This is a genomic window from Pseudomonas sp. 5Vm1k (assembly GCF_056161485.1).
In genome coordinates this window covers 170,352-193,269 of the sequence record NZ_JBSPCZ010000008.1, presented here as the reverse complement: position 1 = coordinate 193,269, position 22,918 = coordinate 170,352, and the positions used below count along the sequence as shown (strand labels likewise).

The following is a 22,918-nucleotide window of genomic DNA, read 5'->3' as shown; positions in this document are numbered from 1 at the left end:
CTTGCCACATCCGTAGAGCCCCTATACTGCAAGGCTTGGCAGTGGAGCCCTTGGGTAATTACCTTGTCAGAATTGGGGCTTTTCATTACCATTCGGCAAAATTTTTATAAGTACATAGATTTACTTAGTAGATGCCTGATTTAACAGGCCACAAAGCTGATGGGAGAGGACTGAATGAGCAATGACGGCGTGAATGCAGGCCGGCGTCGCTTCTTGGTAGCAGCCACATCCGTGGTGGGTGCTGCAGGAGCGGTGGGGGCTGCGGTCCCGTTCGTGGGGTCATGGTTTCCCAGTGCCAAGGCGAAAGCCGCAGGTGCACCGGTGAAAGTGAATGTCAGCAAAATCGAGCCAGGCCAGCAGATGATTGCTGAGTGGCGCGGTCAGCCAGTATTCATTGTCCGCCGAACCGCGGAAATCCTGGGGAATCTGAAGAAGATCGAGGGCCAGTTGTCTGACCCGACCTCCAAGAACTCGACACAACCGACCTACGTCGATCCAGAAACGCGTTCGATCAAGCCAGAGGTTCTGCTGCTGATCGGTATCTGCACACACCTGGGTTGCTCGCCGACCTTCCGCCCTGAAGTGGCACCTGCTGATCTGGGCAAAGACTGGGTAGGTGGTTATTTCTGCCCTTGCCACGGTTCCCACTACGATCTGGCTGGCCGCGTCTACAAGTCGCAACCTGCGCCTTTGAACCTGCCAGTTCCCCCGCATTCCTATGAGACCGATGACATCATTGTCATTGGCGTCGATACGGAGAAAGCGTGATGAGCAAGTTCATGGATTGGGTTGATGCGCGCTTTCCCGCGACCAAAATGTGGGAAGACCATCTCAGCAAGTACTACGCCCCGAAGAACTTCAACTTCTTCTATTTCTTTGGTTCCCTCGCACTGCTCGTTCTGGTCAATCAGATCGTTACCGGCGTCTGGCTGACCATGAGCTACACCCCGTCGGCGGAAGAAGCGTTTGCCTCCGTCGAATACATCATGCGCGACGTCGAGTACGGCTCGATCCTGCGTCTGCTGCACTCCACCGGCGCTTCGGCGTTCTTCATCGTGGTCTATCTGCACATGTTCCGTGGTTTGCTCTACGGGTCGTACCAGAAGCCGCGTGAGCTGGTGTGGGTCTTCGGTATGCTGATCTACCTGGCGCTGATGGCTGAAGCCTTCATGGGTTACCTGCTGCCGTGGGGCCAGATGTCCTACTGGGGTGCCCAGGTGATCATCTCGCTGTTCGGTGCGATCCCGGTCATCGGCAACGACCTGACCCAGTGGATTCGTGGTGACTACCTGATTTCCGGTATTACCCTGAACCGCTTCTTCGCCTTGCACGTCGTGGCTCTGCCGATCGTGATCCTCGGCCTGGTGGTGTTGCACGTCCTGGCGCTGCACGAAGTCGGTTCGAACAACCCGGACGGCGTGGACATCAAGAAATACAAAGACGAAAACGGCGTACCGCTGGACGGCATTGCCTTCCACCCGTACTACACCGTGAAAGATATCGTCGGCGTGGTGGTGTTCCTGTTTATCTTCTGCTCGATCGTGTTCTTCTTCCCGGAAATGGGCGGCTACTTCCTCGAGAAGCCGAACTTTGAAGTGGCGAACGCCTTTAAGACCCCAGAACACATCGCACCGGTCTGGTACTTCACCCCGTTCTACGCGATCTTGCGTGCGATCCCGGACAAGCTCATGGGCGTTATCGCCATGGGTGCTTCGATTGCCATGCTGTTTGTCCTGCCGTGGCTCGATCGGAGCCCGGTCAAGTCCATGCGTTACAAGGGCTGGCTGAGCAAAATCTGGCTTTGGGTGTTCTGCATCTGTTTCGTGATCCTCGGCGTGCTGGGCGTTTTGGCCCCAACCCCTGAGCGTACGCTGGTGTCGCAGATTTGCACCTTCCTGTACTTCGCCTACTTCATTCTGATGCCGTTCTACACCAGGCTCGAGAAGACCAAACCGGTTCCGGAAAGGGTGACTGGCTGATGAAAAAGCTATTTGCGGTATTGATTCTTGCTGCTCTGCCAGTGTTCTCCTTCGCAGCCGAACACGGTGGCCCGGAGCTGGAAAAAGTCGACATCGACGTTTCCGATAAAGCGGCCATGCAGGACGGCGCACGTACGTTCGCCAACTATTGCATGGGTTGCCACAGTGCCAAGTTCCAGCGCTATGAACGTGTTGCCGACGATCTGGGGATTCCTCACGATCTGATGCTGAAAAGCCTGGTGTTCACTGGCGCCAAGATCGGCGACCACATGAGCATCGGCATGCAGCCGGCAGACGCCAAGACCTGGTTCGGTGCAGCACCGCCGGACCTGACCCTGGTGGCTCGCGTTCGTGGTACCGACTGGCTCTACGGTTACCTGCGTTCGTTCTATGAAGATCCTGCGCGTCCTTGGGGTGTAAACAACAAGGTGTTCCCGAATGTGGGCATGCCTAACGTGTTGGTTGGCCTGCAAGGTCGCCAGGTGGTCGGTTGCAAACAGGTTCAAATCGTCGAAGACGGCAAGAAGCAGTATGATCCGCTGACCGGTACGCCGCTGACTCATGAAGCGTGCGATCAGCTGACCATCGTGCCGAAGAGCGGTGCTCTGAACGAAGAGCAGTTCGATGAGAAGGTCAAGAATCTGGTAACCTTCCTCGCTTACTCGGCTAACCCGGTTAAGCTGCAGCATCAGCGCATCGGTACGTACGTATTGCTGTACCTGGCGTTCTTCTTCGTATTCGCTTACTTGCTCAAGCGCGAATACTGGAAAGATGTGCACTGATAAAGCTTCAAGCAATTGCTGTTAATCGCGCGCGCCCAAGGGCGCCTCTGAAAGTGTAACGAGTCTGCATGCCAGACGTTACGGGAGGCGCCCTCTGGGCGCGCTCGTTTTTCCGCTTACGATAATTTCTACAAGCGAGGAGGACCGCCATGGGCGTGACCAATCGGTTGGCCTGTTACTCCGACCCCGCCGACCACTATTCCCACCGAGTACGCATCGTACTTGCAGAGAAGGGTGTCAGCGCCGAGATCATTTATGTGGAAGCTGGTCGCCAGCCGCCTAAACTGATCGAAGTGAACCCTTACGGCAGCTTGCCCACCCTGGTCGATCGTGACCTGGCGTTGTGGGAGTCGACCGTGGTGATGGAATATCTGGATGAGCGTTACCCGCACCCGCCTTTACTGCCGGTTTATCCTGTGGCGCGTGCAAACAGCCGTCTGCTGATTCATCGTATTCAGCGTGACTGGTGTGGTCTGGTGGATCTGATTCTGGATCCCCGGTCTAAGGAAGCAGCTCGTGTCGTGGCTCGTAAAGAGCTGCGCGAAAGCCTGACAGGCGTGTCGCCGTTGTTCGCCGACAAGCCGTTTTTCCTCAGTGAGGAACAAAGTCTGGTGGATTGCTGCCTATTGCCAATACTCTGGCGATTGCCGATTTTGGGTATTGAACTGCCGCGGCCTGCCAAGCCGCTGCTTGATTACATGGAGCGCTCTTTCGCGCGTGAGGCTTTCCAGGCGAGTCTGTCTGGTGTCGAACGCGATATGCGCTAAGGCTTAAGGAGCCGCTATGAACTCCAGTCGACCTTATCTGGTCCGCGCGCTCTACGAGTGGATTGTTGATAACGATTGCACCCCGCACATGCTGGTCAATTCCGAATATCCGTCGGTGCAGGTGCCTCAAGGTTTCGCCAGTGATGGACAGATTGTCCTGAACGTATCGCCGGCTGCCGTGCGTCATTTGCACATGGACAACGAAGCGGTCAGCTTCGAAGGGCGCTTCGGTGGCGTGCCGCACACCTTGTTCGTGCCTATCGCTTCGATCCTGGGCATTTACGCCCGGGAGAACGGTCAGGGCATGGTGTTCGATCTGGAATCGCCTATGGAAGACGAGGAAGAGCTCGAGCCGGATGATGATGTCCCGCCACCCGACAACGAACCGCCGCGTCCCAGCGGTCGACCCAGTTTGAAAGTGGTGAAGTAATAAAAAAGGCGATCCGAAAGGATCGCCTTTTTTATTACTTCACCACTTTCAAACGTGTAGGAGCTGCCGAAGGCTGCGATCTTTTGACTTTGCTTTTAAGATCAAAAGATCGCAGCCTCGTTTCACTCGACAGCTCCTACGGGTCCTACAGGTCGGTGCAACAGTAGGCAAATATCAGTCGATGTACTCAAACAACTTCACAATCTTCTGCACCCCGGAAACGCTCTGCACCAGGTTGGTAGCCTGAGCGGCTTCCTGCTTGGTCAGCAGACCCAGCAAATAGACGATGCCATTCTCGGTGACGACCTTGATGCGCGAGCCCGGGATGTTCGGATCGGTGAGCATCTGGGTCTTGATCTTGGAAGTCAGCCAGGTGTCGTTCTGACGAGCAAGGAAGCCGGATGGCGGCAGGACTTGCAGTTCGTTATGAACCGTCTTCACGCGCTGGACGGCAGCGGCGGCCTGTTCGGCCTTGGCCTTGAGGTCTGCGGTAGGCGTTTGCCCGGCCAGCAGCACGACGCCGTTGAAACTGGTGATGACGATGTGCGAGTCGTTATCCAGCGCCGGATCGGCCTTGGCGACGTTCACGCCGACCTTGGTGTCGATCAGGGAGTCGTCGATTTTGCTGCCGAAGGTGCGTGTGCCGCGGTCATCTTCAATCGGCGCTTCACGGCTGGCTTTAACCACCGAGGTGCAGCCGCTGATACCGAGGCACAGGGTCAAGGCCAGAAGGCCTAGGCGATTAGGGGTCATTCTTCACTCCCGAACAGTTGGCTGTCGATCAAGTCGCAAAGGCAATGGATCGCCAGCAGGTGGACTTCCTGAATACGTGCGGTGACATTGGCCGGTACACGAATCTCGACGTCTTCAGGCAAAAGCAGTGACGCCATGCCGCCGCCATCGCGACCGGTCAATGCTACGACAATCATTTCGCGATCATGTGCGGCCTGGATCGCTTGAATAATGTTCGCCGAGTTGCCGCTGGTGGAAATCGCCAGCAATACATCACCCGGCTGGCCAAGCGCGCGAATCTGTTTGGAGAAGATTTCGTTGTAGCTGTAGTCGTTGGCGATCGAGGTGATCGTCGAGCTGTCGGTGGTCAGCGCGATGGCTGGCAGGCTCGGGCGCTCACGTTCGAAGCGGTTAAGCAGTTCCGACGAGAAGTGCTGGGCATCACCGGCGGAGCCGCCGTTGCCGCAGGAAAGCATTTTGCCCTCGTTGAGCAGGGCGTTGACCATCACCTGGCTGGCTTGCTCGATGTGCGGTGCAAGTACGTCCATCGCCTGTTGCTTGGTGTCGATACTGGCCTGAAAAAGCTGGCGAATTCGGGATTGCATGTCCATCTGTGTGACCTTAATTAGCGCGGCTACTTGGCACATGAATGTGCAGCCCGCAAAGCAAAGAGCAAAAGTGTTGGGTGAAGGTGTCCGGTTCGGGGTGCAAGCGATCAGCTGTCGAAGGCATTTTGCAACCAGTTCAACTGATCAAGGCTGCTGTCGATGGCAATCACGTCGAAACGGCAAGGGGAATTGGCCCAACGCGACTCGCGCTGAAGAAAATACTGCGCGGCGAAAATCAGTTTCTGCCGCTTGCGCCCATCAATGCTATCGAGCGCGCCACCCCATTGAGTGTTTTTTCTGTAGCGGACTTCAACGAATACTACTGTATCGCCATCAAGCATGACCAGATCAAGCTCGCCGCGTTTGCACAACCAGTTCTGCGCCAGGAGGCGCAGACCCTGTTGTTGAAGATGCTCGAGCGCATGGCGCTCGGCATCCTTGCCACTTTGCTGGCGTGACCTGTCAGGCATCAGCGCGGGGTGTCCGGCAGGCGTTGAACCTGGCCGTTGACGAACTGAGCCCACGGCAACTGGCGTACCACACGTTGGTTTTGGGTCATGCCGAGGCTGCCCGACTGACCTTCGATGCGGCTGTCCGGCAAGGCCTTGAGTTGCCCCAGGCGCGGTGCCAGGCGATAGGCGTCAACACCCATCGCGTACAAGCGGCCAAGGCTGCCACCGGCCTGTGGCCATTGTGCAGTCACCTGTTTGCGCAGCGGATCATTGGCATCCAGCAACCATGGGGTTTCGCAGAAGCGAACGCCGTTCATGTCGTTGTACTGGTTTACGTCACCGCTGGCACTGAACACGTGGGACGTCGCGTAGACCGGCACATCACCGGCGTACTGGAAGTTCAGGGTCGGTTTGATCTGTTGCGCCTGTTGTGGGGTGGCAGCAAGGAAGATGAACTCGATGTCCTGACGACGGGAAGGTTGCGCGGCGACTTGCGAACCAACGGTGCTCTGCAGCGTTTTCGCCCGGCCTTCGCTCTGACGCAACTGGAACATGTCGGCGATTTGCTGGGCCAGTTGCACCGGCTGGTCGACGCGTTCGGTTGCGACGATGCTGCCACCGTTGGCTTGCCAGTCCTGGCTGAAGGCTCTCAAGACACGGTCGCCCCATTCGCCTTTCGGCACCATGATGGCAGCGCGATGCAGGCCATCGGCGCGAGCACGACGGGATACTTCGCGAGCTTCGTCTTCAGCCGCAAGGCCGAACTGGAACAGTTGAGGTGGACCTTGTTCGCCTTCGCTGTAGTTCAGCGCCAGGGTGGTGATCGGCAATTGCGGGCGAGCGCTGAGCTGTTTGACCAGCGGCTTCTCCAGCGGCCCGACGACCAGTTGCACGCCATCGGCCTGGGCCTTGCGATAGAACTCGTCCATCGACGTCAGCTTCGAGGTGTCATAGAAAACAATGGCTGGTGGTTTCTGCCCGGCTTGTTGCGCCTGGTAGTGAGCGGCCATGAAGCCGTCACGTAGCGCCTTGCCAACCGACGCCAACGGGCCGTCTTGTGGGAGCAGCAGAGCGATCTTGCCCAGGGGCTGGCTGGCCAGTTCCTTGAGTTTGGTTAGCGGCAGTGGCAGTTGCAGCGCGGCCGGGTGCTTTGGATTCTGTGCGCGCCAGGCGTCGATCGCAGCTTGCTGCTGTTCCAGGGTGCCGGCGGTTTTTACTGCCAGTGCCAGGCCCATCCAGCCGCCGAGGTCGTCGGTGGTGGTCGGCTGCAATTGATCGGTAGGCAGCGAGGCGATCAGGGTCCAGATCGCTTCGTGGTTTTTGCTGGCGGCTTCGCCTTCGAGCATCGGCGCAATAAAGATGCGCTCCCGTGCGGCGGCGAGGGTCTGGCCATCGGCTTCAAGGGCGCGGGCGTGAACGGTGCCGGTGCGCACTTGTTGCTCGACTGGCAGTTCACCCAGGCGTTGCAGGCTCGGATGGCTCAAGGCAGTCAGCGCCGCTTTGGGCTGGTTGCGCACCATGGCCAGTTCAGCCGCCAGCGTACTGGCGAAGACCTGTTGGCCTGGCTTGAGTTGTTCCATCGGCACTTGTTGCAGGATTTGCGCGGACTGGCCGGCATTACCCTGACGATAAGCCAGGTCTGCCGCGCTCAGTCGAAACAGTGCAGCTTGTTCCGGCGTTTTGCTCTGGGCAGCCTTTTCGAGCAGTTGCTCGATACTGGCATCCGGGGTCCGTGGAAGTTCGCCAAGGCTGGAGGAGGGCGAGCTGGCGCAAGCCGCCAGCAAGGCAGCGAGGCAGAGGGCAGTGAACAGCCGCAGGCAAGCGATCATGTAGTGTTCCTGATACTCGATCAAATTAGCGTGGAATTGTACCCAAGCACTGGCCGGGGCGCGATGTTACTGGCGTGAAACTGTCGATTTAGCTCGTGTAAATGTTGCAGCACTGCACAAAGGGCCCCGAAACCAAGGGTGGCTTGCGCGCATCGCAAGTGTCACTACGCGCTACAATGGCGACTTTTACCGATCATGAGGTGTGCGCTTTGACTGCTCCAGGTGCTTTGAATTCCGCTGCGGGCTCGCTTTATGTGGTGGCGACGCCCATCGGCAACCTGGACGATATCAGTGCCCGCGCGCTGAAAATCCTGCGTGAGGTGGCACTGATTGCCGCCGAAGACACCCGTCACTCCCAACGCTTGATGCAGCACTTTGGCATTCCGACGCCGCTGGCCGCTTGCCATGAGCACAACGAACGGGATGAAGGTAGTCGTTTTATCCAGCGCCTGCTGGCTGGCGACGATGTGGCGTTGATCTCCGATGCCGGCACGCCGCTGATTTCCGATCCGGGTTATCACCTGGTGCGCCAGGCGCGCGCGGCGGGGATCAATGTGGTGCCGGTTCCGGGTGCCTGTGCGTTGATCGCAGCGCTCTCGGCGGCGGGGCTGCCATCGGATCGCTTCATCTTTGAAGGCTTCCTGCCGGCCAAGGCTGTGGGGCGTCGGGCTCGCCTGGAGCTGGTCAAGGAAGAGCCGCGCACGTTGATTTTTTATGAGGCTCCGCACCGGATTCTGGAGTGCCTGCAAGACATGGAACTGGTGTTCGGCGGCGAGCGCCCGGCGTTGCTGGCCCGGGAAATCACCAAAACCTTCGAAACCCTAAAGGGCTTGCCGCTCGCCGAGTTGCGTGAGTTTGTCGAGTCCGACAGCAATCAGCAGCGCGGTGAGTGCGTGGTGCTGGTGGCCGGTTGGTCGGCGCCAGAGACGGAGGACGCGGTCAGCAGCGAGGCCATGCGTATCCTCAATCTGCTGCTCGAAGAAATGCCGCTCAAGCGCGCCGCAGCCCTGGCGGCGCAAATTACCGGCGAACGTAAGAATGTTCTCTATCAAGTGGCGCTGGATAAACAGAAGGGCGAGTAAAAAGCCGACGTGCAGGAGTGGCCAAGGGCTTTTAGCGCTTGTTCTTCGGCGGCTCTGCCGTTAACCTTTGCGGCGGAGAGTCGATTGGACAGTCGCTGCCCTCTATGAAAATTAGGGGGGGGAGGAAAGTCCGGGCTCCATAGGGCGAAGTGCCAGGTAATGCCTGGGAGGCGTGAGCCTACGGAAAGTGCCACAGAAAATAACCGCCTAAGCGCTTCGGCGCCGGTAAGGGTGAAAAGGTGCGGTAAGAGCGCACCGCACGTCTGGCAACAGTTCGTGGCTAGGTAAACCCCACTTGGAGCAAGACCAAATAGGGTCCCAAGGCGTGGCCCGCGCTGGGACCGGGTAGGTTGCTAAAGATGTCCAGTGATGGCCATCGTAGACGAATGACTGTTCAAGACAGAACCCGGCTTACAGATCGACTCTCCACCTTTTTCTTTTCCTGCTTTAGTCGTTGAGCAGGGTATCGGTAGTCACAAAACCCCTTCGTTTGTAATGACTGGCAAAGGGTTTTTGTGATATCGGTTAGCCAGTGATCCCGACTATTCGCGAAACGCCTCGAAACATCGATTACCCTCCTTACATAAACACCAGCAGACCCTCCGTCGTAATACCGAAAAAATCTTACTCTTAACAAATTACTTTAACTTTCGAGCGCAGCCATCAGTGCTGAATCAAGTTATTGAGCAAAAACATACGCCAGATTCTCGTTACCCCTCCTTTTACGCTCCTAAATCTCCGTTCTGTAAGGCTTTTCCTTTAATCCGCGCCTTGACGGTGTGGTGGGCGCATTCCTATAGTGTGCGCAAGTGGCGGAAAGTGGCATGAAGTGGGTTTTTTGAGCTCAAAACGCTAAAAATTGGAGAAACGCAGACGTGTTTCGCGGAGCTAACGCAATCAGTCTCGATGCAAAGGGCCGTCTCGCTATGCCGAGCCGGTACCGTGACGAGTTGGTTTCGCGTAGTTCCGGTCAGCTAATCGTCACAATCGATGCCGTTGATCCGTGTTTGTGTGTTTATCCCCTCGATGAGTGGGAAATTATTGAAACCAAACTGCGCGCACTGCCTTCGCTTCGCGAAGAGAACCGCCGCCTGCAACGTTTACTGATTGGTAATGCCGTCGACCTCGAGCTCGATGGCAGTGGTCGTTTTCTGGTTCCGCCGCGTCTGCGTGAATATGCCAAGTTGGATAAGCGCGCAATGTTGGTAGGCCAACTGAACAAGTTCCAATTATGGGACGAGGATGCCTGGGATGCGGTTTCTGCCGCTGACCTGGCTGCCATTCAACAACCGGGCGCCATGCCTGATGAACTGCGTGATTTGATCCTGTGACTATTGATAGCGGCTTTAACCACATCACCGTACTGCTTGACGAAGCCGTGGAGGCTCTCGCCGTACGTCCTGATGGCTGCTATCTGGACGGCACGTTCGGACGCGGCGGGCACAGTCGGTTGATTCTCAGCCAGCTTGGTCCCGATGGTCGGTTGCTCGGATTCGATAAAGATCCTCAAGCGATTGCCACCGGGCAAACGCTAGCGGCCGAAGACGGCCGCTTTGTCGTTGTGCAACGCAGCTTTGCCGAGCTTGGTTCGGAAGTCGCCGAACGCGGTCTGGCCGGCAAGGTCAGCGGCGTTTTGCTCGATCTCGGCGTCTCATCGCCACAGCTCGACGACCCTGAGCGCGGCTTCAGTTTTCTCAACGATGGCCCGTTGGACATGCGCATGGACCCGTCCCGCGGGATCAGCGCTGCCGAATTCGTCAACACTGCGCCGGTGGAAGAAATCGCCCGGGTGTTCAAGGAATACGGCGAAGAACGTTTCTCCGGCCGCATGGCCCGTGCCGTGGCCGAGCGCCGCGACATCAAGCCGTTCGAGCGCACTGCAGATCTGGCCGAAGTCCTGAAAGTTGCCAACCCAGCGTGGGAAAAAGGCAAGAACCCGGCTACCCGTGCGTTCCAGGGCCTGCGTATTCACGTCAACAACGAACTGGGCGATCTGGAAGCCGGCCTCGAAGCCGCACTGGAATGCCTGGAAATCGGCGGTCGCCTGGTGGTCATCAGCTTCCATTCCCTGGAAGACCGCATCGTCAAACTGTTCATGCGCAAACTGGTGAAAGGCGAGTCCGACAACCTGCCGCGCAACCTGCCGGTTCGTCACGTCGCCTTCGAGCCGAAAATCAAAGTCCATGGCAAAGCGCAGTCCGCCTCCGAGGCCGAACTCAAAGCCAACCCACGTTCCCGTAGCGCCATCATGCGCGTCGCGGAGAAGCTGCGGTGAGCAAGCTTTTCGCCAAGCCACTTCCCGGCGGAAGCTTTTTTATGCTGCTGCTGTTTATCGGCGTGCTCGTGTCGGCCATCGGCGTGTCTTACAGCGCCCACTGGAACCGTCAGCTATTGAACTCGCTTTACAACGAATTGAGCGTGCGCGACAAGGCGCAGGCCGAGTGGGGCCGGTTGATTCTCGAGCAGAGCACCTGGACCGCCCACAGCCGTATCGAAGTGCTGGCCACTGAACAACTGAAGATGCGCATTCCCGGCGCCGCTGAAGTACGGATGGTGGCGCCATGATGAAACTCGAAGGCGCACTTTTCCCTTGGCGGTTCCGTGTGGTGCTGGGGTTGCTCGGCATCATGGTCGCTGCGATCTGCTGGCGCATCATCGACCTGCAAGTGGTCGACCGTGACTTCCTCAAAGGTCAGGGCGATGCACGTAGCGTTCGTCACATTCCTATTCCGGCTCACCGTGGTCTGATCACCGACCGTAACGGCGAGCCTTTGGCTGTGAGTACCCCGGTTACCACACTGTGGGCCAACGCCAAGGAAATGCAGCTGGCCAAAGAGAAGTGGCCGGCACTGGCAGCGGCGCTGGGTCAGGACCCGAAAGCCCTGGCCGAACGGCTCGAAGCCCAGGCCAATAAAGAATTCATCTACCTCGTGCGCGGGTTGACCCCCGAGCAGGGCCAGTCCGTGCTCGACCTGAAAGTGCCTGGCGTCTATGGCATTGAAGAGTTCCGCCGTTTCTACCCGGCCGGTGAAGTCACCGCCCACATGGTCGGATTTACCGACATCGACGATCACGGGCGCGAAGGCGTCGAGCTGGCCTATGACGAATGGCTGGCCGGGGTCGCCGGCAAGCGACAGGTCATCAAGGATCGGCGCGGCAGACTGATCAAGGATGTCCAGGTCACCAAAAACGCCAAGGCCGGCAAGCCCTTGGCGTTGTCCATTGACCTGCGCCTGCAATACCTGGCCAACCGCGAGCTGCGCAACGCGATCATCGAGAACGGCGCCAAGGCTGGCAGCCTGGTGATCATGGACGTGAAAAGCGGCGAGATCCTCGCCATGGTCAACCAGCCGACCTACAACCCGAACAACCGTCGCAACCTGCAACCGGCGATGATGCGTAACCGCGCGATGATCGACGTGTTCGAACCCGGTTCGACCATGAAAGCGATCTCCATGAGTGCCGCCCTGGAGACCGGCCGCTGGAAGCCGAGCGACACCGTCGAGGTGTACCCGGGCAGCTTGCAGATCGGTAAATATACGATCAAAGACGTATCGAAGACCGAGGGTCCGGTGCTCGACCTGACCGGCATCCTGATCAACTCCAGTAACGTCGGCATGAGTAAGGTCGCGTTCGATATCGGCGGCGAAACCATTTTCCGTCTGGCGCAGAAAGTCGGCCTCGGCCAGGACACTGGCCTGGGCTTCCCCGGCGAGCGCGTCGGCAACCTGCCGAATTACCGGGAATGGCGCAAGGCTGAAACCGCCACGCTGTCGTACGGCTACGGTATTTCGGTAACGGCGATCCAACTGGTCCATGCCTTCTCGGCGCTGGCCAACAACGGTCGCATTGCGCCGCTGACCCTGATCAAGACCGACAAGCCGCCGCAGACCACCCAGGTGATCCCGGAAAAAGTCGCGAAAACCATGCAAGGCATGCTGACCCAGGTAATCGAGGCCCCGCGCGGTGTATTCCGTGCGCAGGTGCCGGCATATCACGTGGCCGGCAAGTCGGGTACTGCCCGTAAGACGTCGGTGGGCACCAAAGGCTACGCCGAGAATTCCTATCGCTCGCTGTTCGCCGGTTTCGGCCCGATGAGCGATCCGCGTTTCGCCATTGTCGTGGTGATCGATGAACCGTCCAAGGCCGGTTACTTCGGTGGCCTGGTATCGGCGCCGGTGTTCAGCAAAGTGATGTCCGGGACCTTGCGCCTGATGAATATCACCCCGGACAACCTGCCACCGACCCAACAGGCCAACGCAGCACCGGTCGTTCCGCTGAAAGCCAATGGAGGGCGCGGCTGATGTCTCTGAGTCTGAACAAGATTTTCGCCCACGCCGGTCGTGATCTGTTGATCCGCGAACTGACCCTCGACAGCCGCAATGTGCGGGCAGGGGATTTGTTCCTTGCCGTGCCTGGCGGCAAGTTCGACGGTCGCGCGCACATTGCCGACGCATTGCAGCGCGGCGCGGCTGCCGTGGCTTATGAAGTCGAAGGCGCTACCGTGCTGCCGATTACCGATGTGCCGCTGATTCCGGTCAAAGGTCTGGCGGCGCAGTTGTCGGACATTGCCGGGCGCTTTTATGGCGACCCAAGCCGTCACCTGAATCTGGTTGGCGTCACCGGCACCAATGGCAAAACCAGCGTGACGCAATTGGTCGCCCAGGCGCTTGACCTGCTCGGTCAGCACTGCGGCATCGTCGGCACCTTGGGCACCGGTTTCTACGGCGCGCTGGAAAGCGGCCTGCACACCACGCCGAACCCGATTGCCGTGCAAGCGACCCTCGCCGACCTGAAAAAGGCCGGCGCCAAAGCCGTGGCCATGGAAGTCTCTTCCCACGGTCTGGATCAGGGCCGCGTGACCGCATTGGCGTTCGATGTGGCGGTGATGACCAACCTGTCCCGCGATCACCTGGATTACCACGGCACCATGCAGGCCTACGGCGAAGCCAAGGCCAAGCTGTTTGCCTGGAACGATTTGAAATGCCGGGTGATTAACCTCGACGACGAATTCGGCCGCGAACTCGCTGCTGACAAGCGTGAGTCGCGCTTGATCACCTACAGCCTGGAAGACACCAGCGCGTACCTTTATTGCCGCGAAGCGCAGTTCGATGATGAAGGCGTGCGCGCCACATTGGTTACGCCTCAGGGCGAGCACCATTTGCGCAGCACCTTGCTTGGTCGTTTCAACCTGAGCAACGTCCTGGCTGCGGTCGGTGCCTTGCTTGGCCTGGACTACGCGCTGGATGAAATCCTCAAGGTCCTGCCGAAACTCGAAGGCCCCGCCGGACGCATGCAGCGTCTGGGCGGCGGCACTCAGCCGCTGGTGGTGGTCGATTATGCCCACACCCCGGATGCGCTGGAAAAAGTCTTGATGGCCCTGCGTCCACATGCCAAAGGCCGGTTGCTGTGCCTGTTCGGTTGCGGCGGGGATCGCGATCGAGGCAAGCGTCCGCTGATGGCTGAAGTGGTCGAGCGTCTGGCTGACGGCGTGCTGGTGACCGACGACAACCCGCGCACCGAAGACCCGGCAGTGATCTTCGACGACATCCGCGCCGGTTTCACCGCTGTGGATAAAGTGACGTTCGTGGCGGGGCGTGGCCAGGCCATTGCCCAGTTGATCGCCAGTGCTTCGGCGGATGACGTGATTGTCTTGGCCGGTAAAGGTCACGAGGACTATCAGGAAATCAACGGCGAGCGCCACGCGTTCTCCGATTTGGTCGAGGCCGATCACGCCCTGACCGCGTGGGAGGTGGCCCATGCTTAAAGCTTTGAAACTGAGCGAACTGACCGGCGTGCTGAATGCTCGTCTTGTAGCTGCCGACGCCAGTTTCGACGGCGTCAGCATCGACAGCCGCGCGATCAAGCCCGGCCAATTGTTTATTGCCCTTACCGGACCGCGCTTCGATGGCCATGACTATCTGAATGACGTTGCCGGTAAAGGCGCCGTGGCGGCATTGGTCGAGCGCGAAGTCGCTGACAGCACGTTGCCGCAACTCGTCGTGAAAGACACTCGCCAGGCCCTTGGCCAATTGGGCGCGCTGAACCGTGCGGCTTATAGCAACCCGGTCGCAGCGGTGACCGGTTCCAGCGGCAAAACCACGGTCAAGGAAATGCTCGCGAGCATCCTGCGCACCCGCGGTCCGGTGCATGCGACCCGTGGCAACCTGAACAACGACCTCGGCGTGCCGCTGACCCTGCTCGAACTGGCACCGGAACATACCGCTGCCGTGATCGAGCTCGGTGCTTCACGCCTTGGTGAAATTGCCTACACCGTGGGCATGACCAAGCCGCACGTGGCCATCCTTAATAACGCCGGGACCGCCCATGTCGGTGAGTTCGGCGGGCCGGACAAAATCGTTGAAGCCAAGGGCGAGATTATCGAAGGGCTGGATGCCGATGGCGTCGCCGTTCTGAATCTCGATGACAAGGCGTTCGGTATCTGGAAGACCCGCGCTGGCAGCCGCAAAGTGTTGACCTTCGCCCTGAACAACCCAAGCGCCGATTTTTACGCCAGCGACCTCGATCGCGATGCTCGCGGTTGCCCGGCCTTCAACCTGCACAGTCCTGAAGGTGTGGAACGGGTTCAACTGAACCTGCTCGGCACCCATAACGTCGCCAATGCCATGGCCGCCGCCGCTGCTGCCCACGCCTTGGGCGTGTCGCTGTTCGGCATCGCCACTGGCCTGGGCGCGGTTCAACCGGTCAAGGGTCGCACCGTTGCGCAACTGGCGACCAACGGCATGCGCGTGATTGATGACACTTACAACGCGAACCCCACCTCGATGTGCGCCGCCGTTGATATACTCGCCGGCTTTTCCGGCCGCACCGTTCTGGTGCTCGGGGATATCGGCGAGTTGGGCGACTGGGCGGAGCAGGGGCACCGCGACGTGGGCGAGTACGCCCGTGGCAAGGTTTCTGCGCTTTATGCGGTCGGGCCAATGATGGTTCACGCCGTGAACGCTTTCGGCCCGCAGGCCTTTCACTTCAGCACCCAGGCTGAGCTGATCGAGGCCCTGGGCGCCGAGCAAGACACAAACACCACCATTTTGATCAAGGGCTCGCGCAGCGCTGCGATGGAAAACATCGTTGCCGCTTTGTGCGGGTCCAGTCTGGAGAAACATTAATGCTGCTGCTGTTAGCGGAGTACTTGCAACAGTTCTACAAAGGCTTCGCGGTCTTTCAGTACCTGACCCTGCGCGGGATTCTCGGTGTGCTGACCGCGCTGGTTTTGTCGCTGTGCTATGGCCCGTGGATGATCCGCACGTTGCAGAACCGTCAGATCGGTCAGTCCGTTCGCAACGACGGTCCGCAATCGCACCTGTCCAAATCCGGCACGCCGACCATGGGTGGCGCGCTGATCCTGTCGTCCATCGGCGTCAGTACGTTGCTGTGGGCCGACCTGAGCAACCGTTATGTCTGGACCGTGTTGTTGGTGACCTTGCTGTTCGGCGCCATTGGCTGGGTCGACGACTACCGTAAGGTGATCGAGAAAAACTCCAAAGGTCTTCCGAGCCGCTGGAAGTATTTCTGGCAGTCGGTGTTCGGCCTCGGCGCGGCGCTCTTTCTTTATATGACCGCGACCACCCCGGTGGAAACCACCCTGATCCTGCCGATGCTCAAGGACTACAGCATTCCGCTGGGCGCGGGTTTCGTCGTCCTGACCTATTTCGTGATTGTCGGTTCGAGCAACGCGGTCAACCTGACTGACGGCCTCGACGGCCTCGCGATCATGCCTACCGTGATGGTCGGCGGCGGGTTGGGGATCTTCTGCTACTTGTCCGGTAACGTGAAGTTCGCTGAATACCTGCTGATTCCTTATGTGCCGGGCGCGGGTGAATTGATCGTGTTCTGCGGTGCATTGATCGGTGCGGGCCTGGGGTTCCTCTGGTTCAACACCTATCCGGCGCAAGTCTTCATGGGCGACGTCGGCGCGCTGGCGCTGGGCGCAGCCCTGGGTACCATCGCGGTGATCGTCCGTCAGGAAATCGTCCTGTTCATCATGGGCGGCGTGTTCGTGATGGAAACCCTGTCGGTGGTCATCCAGGTGGCCTCCTTCAAGATGACCGGGCGCCGCGTGTTCCGCATGGCGCCGATCCACCACCACTTTGAACTCAAGGGCTGGCCTGAGCCACGCGTGATCGTCCGTTTCTGGATCATCACCGTGATTCTCGTACTGGTGGGCCTTGCCACCCTGAAGCTGAGGTAGAACGAGTGTCTCTGATCGCTTCTGACCACTTCCGCATCGTTGTCGGCCTCGGCAAGAGCGGCATGTCCCTGGTTCGCTTCCTGGCGAACCGGGGCACGTCGTTTGCCGTGGCCGATACGCGGGAAAATCCACCGGAACTGGCCACGCTCAAGCGTGACTATCCGCACGTGGAAGTGCGTTGTGGCGAGCTGGACGTCGAATTCCTGTGCCGTGCCGACGAGCTCTACGTGAGCCCCGGTCTGGCACTGGCGACCCCGGCCCTGCAGGCTGCCGCTGCCCGTGGCGTGAAGTTGTCCGGTGACATCGAACTGTTCGCGCGTAACGCGAAGGCGCCGATTGTCGCCATCAGCGGTTCCAACGCGAAAAGCACCGTCACCACCCTGGTCGGCGAGATGGCCGCTGCGGCGGGTAAACGTGTGGCAGTCGGTGGCAACCTCGGCACGCCGGCACTCGACCTGCTCAGCGATGACGTCGAGTTGTACGTGATGGAGTTGTCGAGCTTCCAGCTCGAAACCACCGATCAACTCAACGCCGAAGTGGCGACCGTGCTCAATGTCAGCGAAGACCACATGGACCGCTACAGCGGCCTGCCGGCCTATCACCTGGCCAAGCACCGGATCTTCCGCGGGGCCAAACAGTTTGTGGTCAACCGTCAGGACGCCTTGAGCCGTCCGTTGATGGGTGAGGGCCAGCCATGCTGGACCTTCGGTTTGAGCAAACCCGATTTCAAGGCATTTGGTATCCGCGAAGAGGATGGCGAGAAATACCTGGCCTTCGAATTCCAGAACCTGATGCCGGTGCGCGAATTGAAGATTCGTGGCGCCCATAACCAGTCCAATGCCCTCGCGGCGCTGGCCCTGGGGCACGCCGCCGGCCTGCCGTTCGACGCTATGCTGTCGAGCCTGCGCACCTTCGCTGGCCTCGAACATCGCTGCCAATGGGTCCGTGACCTGGACGGCGTGGGCTACTACAACGATTCCAAAGCCACCAACGTCGGCGCCGCACTGGCCGCCATCGAAGGCCTGGGCGCGGACATCGACGGCAAGGTCGTGCTGATCGCCGGTGGCGACGGCAAAGGCGCCGAGTTCAAGGATCTGCGTGATCCGGTGGCCGCCAATTGCCGTGCCGTCATTTTGATGGGCCGCGATTCTGACAAGATCGGTGAGGCCATTGGCGATGCCGTGCCGCTGATCCGCGTCGTTTCGCTGGTCGAAGCAGTCGAGCAATGCCGCGCCGCCGCGCAACCGGGCGATGTGGTGCTGCTGTCCCCGGCCTGCGCCAGTTTCGATATGTTCAAAAATTACGAAGACCGTGGTCACCAGTTCGTCCGCGCTGTGGAGGATCTGGCATGAGCCTGCGAAATATCATCAAGCCGTACCCATCGCCAATCATCACCGGGCGCGGGATCGACCTCGACTTCCCGATGCTCGCCGGCTGCCTCGCATTGATCGGCCTGGGGTTGGTCATGATCGCCTCGGCATCCACCGAAGTCGCGGCGGCGCAATCGGGCAGTGCCCTGTATTACATGATTCGCCACCTGATCTACATCGTGCTGGGCCTGGGCGCCTGCGTGATCACCATGATGATTCCGATCGCCACCTGGCAACGCCTGGGCTGGCTGATGCTGCTGGGTGCATTCGGTTTGCTGGTGATGGTGATCGTCCCGGGAATCGGCCGTGAAGTGAACGGTTCGATGCGCTGGATCGGTTTCAGCTTCTTCAACGTTCAGCCTTCCGAGATCGCCAAGGTGTTCGTGGTGATCTACCTCGCCGGTTACCTGGTGCGTCGCCAGAAAGAAGTGCGCGAAAGCTGGATGGGCTTCTTCAAACCATTCATCGTTCTGCTGCCAATGGCCGGTCTGCTGCTGATGGAGCCGGACTTCGGTGCCACCGTCGTAATGATGGGCGCGGCGGCGGCGATGCTGTTTCTCGGCGGGGTCGGGCTGTTCCGGTTTTCCTTGATGGTTGTGCTCGCGGTCGCGGCGGTGGTGCTGTTGATTCAAGTGCAGCCGTATCGAATGGCGCGTCTGACCAACTTCGCCGATCCATGGGCCGACCAGTTCGGCGCCGGCTATCAGTTGTCCCAAGCCTTGATCGCGTTTGGTCGCGGCGAATGGCTGGGCGTTGGCCTGGGCAACAGCGTGCAGAAACAGTTCTACCTGCCGGAAGCGCACACCGACTTCGTGTTCTCGGTGTTGGCCGAAGAGCTGGGCGCCGTGGGTTCGCTGTGCACGGTCGCACTGTTCGTCTTCGTTTGTATTCGTGGCATGTACATCGGTTATTGGGCCGAGAAGGCCAAGCAATTCTTCGCCGCCTACATCGCGTACGGCCTGTCGTTCCTGTGGATCGGTCAGTTCCTGATCAACATCGGGGTGAACGTCGGTCTACTGCCGACCAAAGGCTTGACCCTGCCGTTCCTCAGTTATGGCGGCAGTTCGTTGGTGATCTGCGGTGCCTGTCTGGGCTTGTTGCTGCGCATTGAATGGGAGAGTCGAACCCACTTGGGCAGCGAAGAGACGGAATTCCAGGAAAGCGACTTCGCCGAGGAGTCGACCCATGGGCGCTAACGTACTGATCATGGCGGGCGGCACCGGTGGACACGTGTTCCCGGCGCTGGCCTGCGCACGCGAATTCCAGGCCCGCGGTTACACCGTGCATTGGCTCGGTACGCCGCGTGGCATCGAAAACGACCTGGTCCCGGCGGCCGGTCTTGAGCTGCATCGCATCAACGCCAGTGGACTGCGGGGCAAGGGCAAGCTGTCGCTGCTCAAGGCACCGTTCATGTTGCTCAAGTCGGTCTGGCAGGCGCGGGCGATCATTCGTCGGTTGCGGCCAGTCTGCGTGGTCGGCTTTGGTGGTTATGTGACTGGTCCTGGCGGTGTCGCGGCGAAATTGGCCGGTGTTCCGGTGATCGTTCACGAGCAGAACGCCGTAGCCGGTACCGCCAATCGGTTGCTTATGCCGTTGGCCGCCCGAGTCTGTGAAGCGTTCCCCGACACCTTTACCCTGTCGGACAGCCGTCGGACCACCGGTAACCCGGTGCGCACCGAGCTGTTCCTCGAAACACCGCGACCAGCCCTGGCCGGTCGCAAGGCGCGTTTGCTGATCCTGGGCGGAAGCCTGGGCGCAGAACCGTTGAACAAGTTGCTGCCTGAAGCCCTGTCGCAAGTCGCCGTCGACCTGCGCCCGGAAGTGTTCCATCAGGCCGGCAAAAACCACGATGAAGTGACTGCGCAGCGCTATCGCGAGGCTGGCGTCGAGGCGCAAGTGCAGCCTTTCATCAAAGACATGGCCCAGGCCTATGGCTGGGCCGACCTGGTGGTGTGCCGTGCAGGCGCATTGACCATCAGTGAACTGGCCGCCGCCGGTCTGCCCTCGATGCTGGTGCCTCTGCCCCACGCGATCGACGATCACCAGACCCGCAACGCCGAATATTTGGCCCGTGAAGGCGCTGCCTTCCTGATGCCGCAAAGAACGACTGGCGCCGCAGATCTTGCCGCACGCCTGACAGAGGTCCTGATGCAACCGCAACGACTCAATGACATGGCCAACGCGGCCCGCCGACTGGCGAAACCCGATGCAACCCGTAACGTCGTCGATACCTGCCTGGAGGTGGCCCATGGTTGAGAATCAGAAAGCCATGCCGCAACCGGAAATGCGCCGCATCCGTAAAATCCACTTCGTCGGTATCGGCGGCGTGGGCATGTGCGGCATCGCCGAAGTGTTGTTGAACCTGGGCTATGAAGTGTCCGGTTCCGACCTGAAAGCTTCGCCGGTCACCGAGCGTCTCGAATCCTTCGGTGCCCATATTTTTATCGGCCACCGTGCCGAAAACGCTGCCGCCGCTGATGTACTGGTGGTGTCGAGCGCCGTGAACACCTCCAACCCGGAAGTCGCCACTGCCCTGGAACGCCGGATCCCGGTGGTGCCGCGTGCCGAAATGCTCGCTGAACTGATGCGTTACCGCCACGGCATCGCCGTCGCCGGTACCCACGGCAAAACCACCACCACCAGCCTGATCGCTTCGGTGTTCGCCGCCGGTGGCCTGGATCCGACGTTCGTCATCGGTGGCCGTCTGAATGCCGCGGGCACCAATGCCCAACTCGGCACCAGCCGTTACCTGATCGCTGAAGCCGACGAAAGCGATGCGAGCTTCCTGCATTTGCAGCCGTTGGTGGCCGTGGTCACTAACATCGACGCCGACCACATGGCGACCTACGACGGTGACTTCAACAAACTGAAGAAAACCTTCGTCGAGTTCCTGCACAACCTGCCGTTCTACGGTTTGGCAGTGGTGTGCCTGGACGATCCGGTGGTGCGTGAAATCCTGCCGCTGGTCAAACGCCCGACGGTCACTTACGGCTTCGGCGAAGACTGCGACGTGCGCGCGATCAATGTGCGCCAGCAAGGCATGCAGACCTTCTTCACCGTGCTGCGTCCGGATCGTGAGCCGCTGGATGTCTCGGTGAACATGCCGGGCAATCACAACGTATTGAACGCCCTGGCGACCATCTGCATCGCCTCTGATGAGGGCGTCAGCGATGAAGCCATCGTCCAGGGCCTGTCCGGGTTCCAGGGTGTCGGCCGACGCTTCCAGGTCTACGGCGAACTGCCGGTAGACGGTGGCAGCGTGATGCTGGTGGATGATTACGGTCACCACCCGACCGAAGTCGCGGCAGTGATCAAAGCCGTTCGCGGTGGCTGGCCGGAGCGTCGTCTGGTGATGGTTTACCAACCGCACCGTTACAGCCGCACACGGGACCTGTACGACGATTTCGTCAATGTCCTTGCCGACGCCAACGTCCTGCTGCTGATGGAAGTCTACCCAGCCGGTGAAGAGCCGATCCCGGGTGCCGACAGCCGCAAGTTGTGCAACAGCATCCGCCAGCGCGGTCAGCTCGACCCGATCTACATCGAGCGCGGTGTTGACCTGGCACCGATCGTCAAGCCGCTGCTGCGTGCCGGCGACATCCTGCTGTGCCAGGGCGCCGGTGATATCGGCGGTCTCGCACCGAAATTGTTGAACAGTCCGTTGTTCGTGGGCGCGGTTGCCGCGCCTGCCGTGGGGAAGTTGAAATGACCGCTGCTTACGCCAATCTCGTCTCCACCCTCGCGCCGAAAGACTTCGGTCGCGTCGCCGTGCTGTTCGGCGGCAAGAGTGCCGAGCGTGAGGTGTCCCTGAAGTCGGGCAATGCCGTTCTTGCAGCGCTGCAAAGCGCCGGTGTGGACGCGTTCGGCCTCGACGTGGGCGATGACCTGCTGCAGCGTCTGCTCAACGAAAAAATCGATCGCGCCTTCATCATTCTCCACGGTCGTGGCGGTGAAGACGGCAGCATGCAAGGCCTGCTCGAATGCCTGGGCATTCCCTACACCGGCAGTGGCATCCTGGCCTCGGCATTGGCCATGGACAAACTGCGGACCAAACAGGTCTGGCACAGCCTCGGGATTCCGACGCCACGCCATGCGGTACTGAGCAGCGAGGCCGATTGTATTTCGGCAGCCACGGAACTGGGCTTCCCTTTGATCGTCAAACCGGCCCATGAAGGTTCAAGTATCGGTATGGCCAAAGTGAGTTCCGCGTCTGAGTTGATCGACGCCTGGAAAGCGGCCAGTACCTACGATTCGCAAGTGTTGGTCGAGCAATGGATTCAAGGTCCGGAGTTCACCATCGCCACCCTGCGTGACCAGGTGTTGCCACCGATTGCCCTGGGCACCACGCACAGCTTCTACGACTACGACGCCAAGTACGTGGCTTCCGATACCCAGTACCGGATCCCATGTGGCCTGGACAGCACCAAAGAAAAAGAACTGATGGACCTGACGGCGAAAGCCTGTGAGGCGCTGGGTATCGCCGGTTGGGGCAGGGCAGACGTGATGCAGGACGCCGACGGGCAGTTCTGGTTTCTCGAAGTCAACACCGCACCGGGCATGACCGATCACAGTCTGGTGCCGATGGCAGCCCGTGCCGCCGGCCTGGATTTCCAGCAACTGGTTCTGGCGATTCTGGCCGCCAGCATTGCCGGCAACAACGAGCCGCGAGGTTAAGACC

The 22,918-nt window shown here is 59.7% G+C and carries 22 protein-coding genes and 1 other RNA gene; 19 read left to right on the top strand and 4 right to left on the bottom strand.

Going from position 1 to position 22,918, the window contains the following annotated elements:
• The first annotated feature begins 174 nt into the window (after positions 1-174).
• The 5 genes from petA to ACWIKB_RS17735 all read left to right on the top strand — a co-directional run bounded on the left by petA (position 175) and on the right by ACWIKB_RS17735 (position 3,958).
• Positions 175-768 (top strand): ubiquinol-cytochrome c reductase iron-sulfur subunit, encoded by a 594-nt coding sequence (petA, locus tag ACWIKB_RS17755; RefSeq protein ID WP_033061319.1) that lies wholly within the window; start codon positions 175-177, stop codon positions 766-768.
• The gene (locus ACWIKB_RS17750; protein WP_475268466.1) at positions 768-1,979 is read left to right on the top strand and encodes a cytochrome b; all 1,212 of its coding nucleotides are present in this window, start codon (positions 768-770) and stop codon (positions 1,977-1,979) included. The genes petA and ACWIKB_RS17750 overlap by 1 nt, the downstream gene beginning before the upstream one ends.
• A complete protein-coding gene (locus ACWIKB_RS17745) occupies positions 1,979-2,761 on the top strand; it encodes a cytochrome c1 (RefSeq protein ID WP_475268465.1) in 783 nt (260 codons plus the stop codon). Before ACWIKB_RS17750 ends, ACWIKB_RS17745 begins: the two co-directional genes overlap by 1 nt.
• A 149-nt stretch (positions 2,762-2,910) precedes the next feature.
• Positions 2,911-3,528: a glutathione S-transferase N-terminal domain-containing protein gene (locus ACWIKB_RS17740; protein ID WP_262165676.1), complete on the top strand. Its 618-nt coding sequence runs from the start codon at positions 2,911-2,913 to the stop codon at positions 3,526-3,528.
• A gap of 16 nt (positions 3,529-3,544) precedes the next feature.
• A complete protein-coding gene (locus tag ACWIKB_RS17735) occupies positions 3,545-3,958 on the top strand; it encodes a ClpXP protease specificity-enhancing factor (RefSeq protein ID WP_475268463.1) in 414 nt (137 codons plus the stop codon).
• A 174-nt stretch (positions 3,959-4,132) separates the two neighbouring features.
• On the opposite strand, the gene ACWIKB_RS17730 is transcribed toward ACWIKB_RS17735, so the two are convergent.
• From ACWIKB_RS17730 to ACWIKB_RS17715, 4 genes are all read right to left on the bottom strand, one after another.
• Complete coding sequence (locus ACWIKB_RS17730; protein WP_475268461.1) at positions 4,133-4,711, bottom strand: BON domain-containing protein; 579 nt, start codon at positions 4,709-4,711, stop codon at positions 4,133-4,135.
• Positions 4,708-5,301: a phosphoheptose isomerase gene (locus ACWIKB_RS17725; protein WP_007904374.1), complete on the bottom strand. Its 594-nt coding sequence runs from the start codon at positions 5,299-5,301 to the stop codon at positions 4,708-4,710. The genes ACWIKB_RS17730 and ACWIKB_RS17725 overlap by 4 nt, the downstream gene beginning before the upstream one ends.
• A 104-nt stretch (positions 5,302-5,405) precedes the next feature.
• Positions 5,406-5,768, bottom strand: a complete 363-nt coding sequence (locus ACWIKB_RS17720) for a YraN family protein (protein ID WP_475268626.1) — start codon at positions 5,766-5,768, stop codon at positions 5,406-5,408.
• Positions 5,768-7,579 (bottom strand): penicillin-binding protein activator, encoded by a 1,812-nt coding sequence (locus ACWIKB_RS17715; protein WP_475268460.1) that lies wholly within the window; start codon positions 7,577-7,579, stop codon positions 5,768-5,770. The genes ACWIKB_RS17720 and ACWIKB_RS17715 overlap by 1 nt, the downstream gene beginning before the upstream one ends.
• Positions 7,580-7,755: 176 nt before the next feature.
• On the opposite strand from ACWIKB_RS17715, the gene rsmI reads away from it, so the two are divergent.
• From rsmI to ACWIKB_RS17645, 14 genes are all read left to right on the top strand, one after another.
• Positions 7,756-8,661, top strand: coding sequence for a 16S rRNA (cytidine(1402)-2'-O)-methyltransferase (gene rsmI / locus ACWIKB_RS17710; RefSeq protein WP_475268459.1), 906 nt, complete (start codon positions 7,756-7,758; stop codon positions 8,659-8,661).
• Between the two features lie 76 nt (positions 8,662-8,737).
• An RNA gene (gene rnpB / locus ACWIKB_RS17705) (RNase P RNA component class A) lies at positions 8,738-9,091 on the top strand.
• A 445-nt stretch (positions 9,092-9,536) separates the two neighbouring features.
• The gene (gene mraZ / locus ACWIKB_RS17700; protein WP_008147486.1) at positions 9,537-9,992 is read left to right on the top strand and encodes a division/cell wall cluster transcriptional repressor MraZ; all 456 of its coding nucleotides are present in this window, start codon (positions 9,537-9,539) and stop codon (positions 9,990-9,992) included.
• Positions 9,989-10,936, top strand: a complete 948-nt coding sequence (rsmH, locus tag ACWIKB_RS17695) for a 16S rRNA (cytosine(1402)-N(4))-methyltransferase RsmH (RefSeq protein WP_475268457.1) — start codon at positions 9,989-9,991, stop codon at positions 10,934-10,936. Before mraZ ends, rsmH begins: the two co-directional genes overlap by 4 nt.
• Positions 10,933-11,226 (top strand): cell division protein FtsL, encoded by a 294-nt coding sequence (gene ftsL / locus ACWIKB_RS17690; protein ID WP_054045567.1) that lies wholly within the window; start codon positions 10,933-10,935, stop codon positions 11,224-11,226. Before rsmH ends, ftsL begins: the two co-directional genes overlap by 4 nt.
• Positions 11,226-12,965 (top strand): peptidoglycan D,D-transpeptidase FtsI family protein, encoded by a 1,740-nt coding sequence (locus tag ACWIKB_RS17685; RefSeq protein ID WP_475268625.1) that lies wholly within the window; start codon positions 11,226-11,228, stop codon positions 12,963-12,965. The genes ftsL and ACWIKB_RS17685 overlap by 1 nt, the downstream gene beginning before the upstream one ends.
• Positions 12,965-14,428 carry a UDP-N-acetylmuramoyl-L-alanyl-D-glutamate--2,6-diaminopimelate ligase gene (locus ACWIKB_RS17680; protein ID WP_475268456.1) on the top strand — a complete coding sequence of 488 codons (1,464 nt, stop codon included), beginning with the start codon at positions 12,965-12,967 and terminating at the stop codon, positions 14,426-14,428. Before ACWIKB_RS17685 ends, ACWIKB_RS17680 begins: the two co-directional genes overlap by 1 nt.
• The gene (locus tag ACWIKB_RS17675) at positions 14,421-15,788 is read left to right on the top strand and encodes a UDP-N-acetylmuramoyl-tripeptide--D-alanyl-D-alanine ligase (RefSeq protein ID WP_475268455.1); all 1,368 of its coding nucleotides are present in this window, start codon (positions 14,421-14,423) and stop codon (positions 15,786-15,788) included. Before ACWIKB_RS17680 ends, ACWIKB_RS17675 begins: the two co-directional genes overlap by 8 nt.
• Positions 15,788-16,870 (top strand): phospho-N-acetylmuramoyl-pentapeptide-transferase, encoded by a 1,083-nt coding sequence (mraY, locus tag ACWIKB_RS17670; RefSeq protein ID WP_475268453.1) that lies wholly within the window; start codon positions 15,788-15,790, stop codon positions 16,868-16,870. Before ACWIKB_RS17675 ends, mraY begins: the two co-directional genes overlap by 1 nt.
• 5 nt (positions 16,871-16,875) lie before the next feature.
• Positions 16,876-18,222, top strand: coding sequence for a UDP-N-acetylmuramoyl-L-alanine--D-glutamate ligase (murD, locus tag ACWIKB_RS17665; RefSeq protein WP_475268452.1), 1,347 nt, complete (start codon positions 16,876-16,878; stop codon positions 18,220-18,222).
• A complete protein-coding gene (ftsW, locus tag ACWIKB_RS17660; RefSeq protein ID WP_403028968.1) occupies positions 18,219-19,436 on the top strand; it encodes a putative lipid II flippase FtsW in 1,218 nt (405 codons plus the stop codon). Before murD ends, ftsW begins: the two co-directional genes overlap by 4 nt.
• Positions 19,426-20,496 carry an undecaprenyldiphospho-muramoylpentapeptide beta-N-acetylglucosaminyltransferase gene (gene murG, locus ACWIKB_RS17655; protein WP_475268450.1) on the top strand — a complete coding sequence of 357 codons (1,071 nt, stop codon included), beginning with the start codon at positions 19,426-19,428 and terminating at the stop codon, positions 20,494-20,496. Before ftsW ends, murG begins: the two co-directional genes overlap by 11 nt.
• On the top strand, positions 20,489-21,949 hold the full coding sequence (gene murC / locus ACWIKB_RS17650; protein WP_475268449.1) for a UDP-N-acetylmuramate--L-alanine ligase: 1,461 nt from the start codon (positions 20,489-20,491) through the stop codon (positions 21,947-21,949). Before murG ends, murC begins: the two co-directional genes overlap by 8 nt.
• The gene (locus ACWIKB_RS17645) at positions 21,946-22,914 is read left to right on the top strand and encodes a D-alanine--D-alanine ligase (RefSeq protein ID WP_475268448.1); all 969 of its coding nucleotides are present in this window, start codon (positions 21,946-21,948) and stop codon (positions 22,912-22,914) included. Before murC ends, ACWIKB_RS17645 begins: the two co-directional genes overlap by 4 nt.
• Positions 22,915-22,918 lie beyond the last annotated feature (4 nt).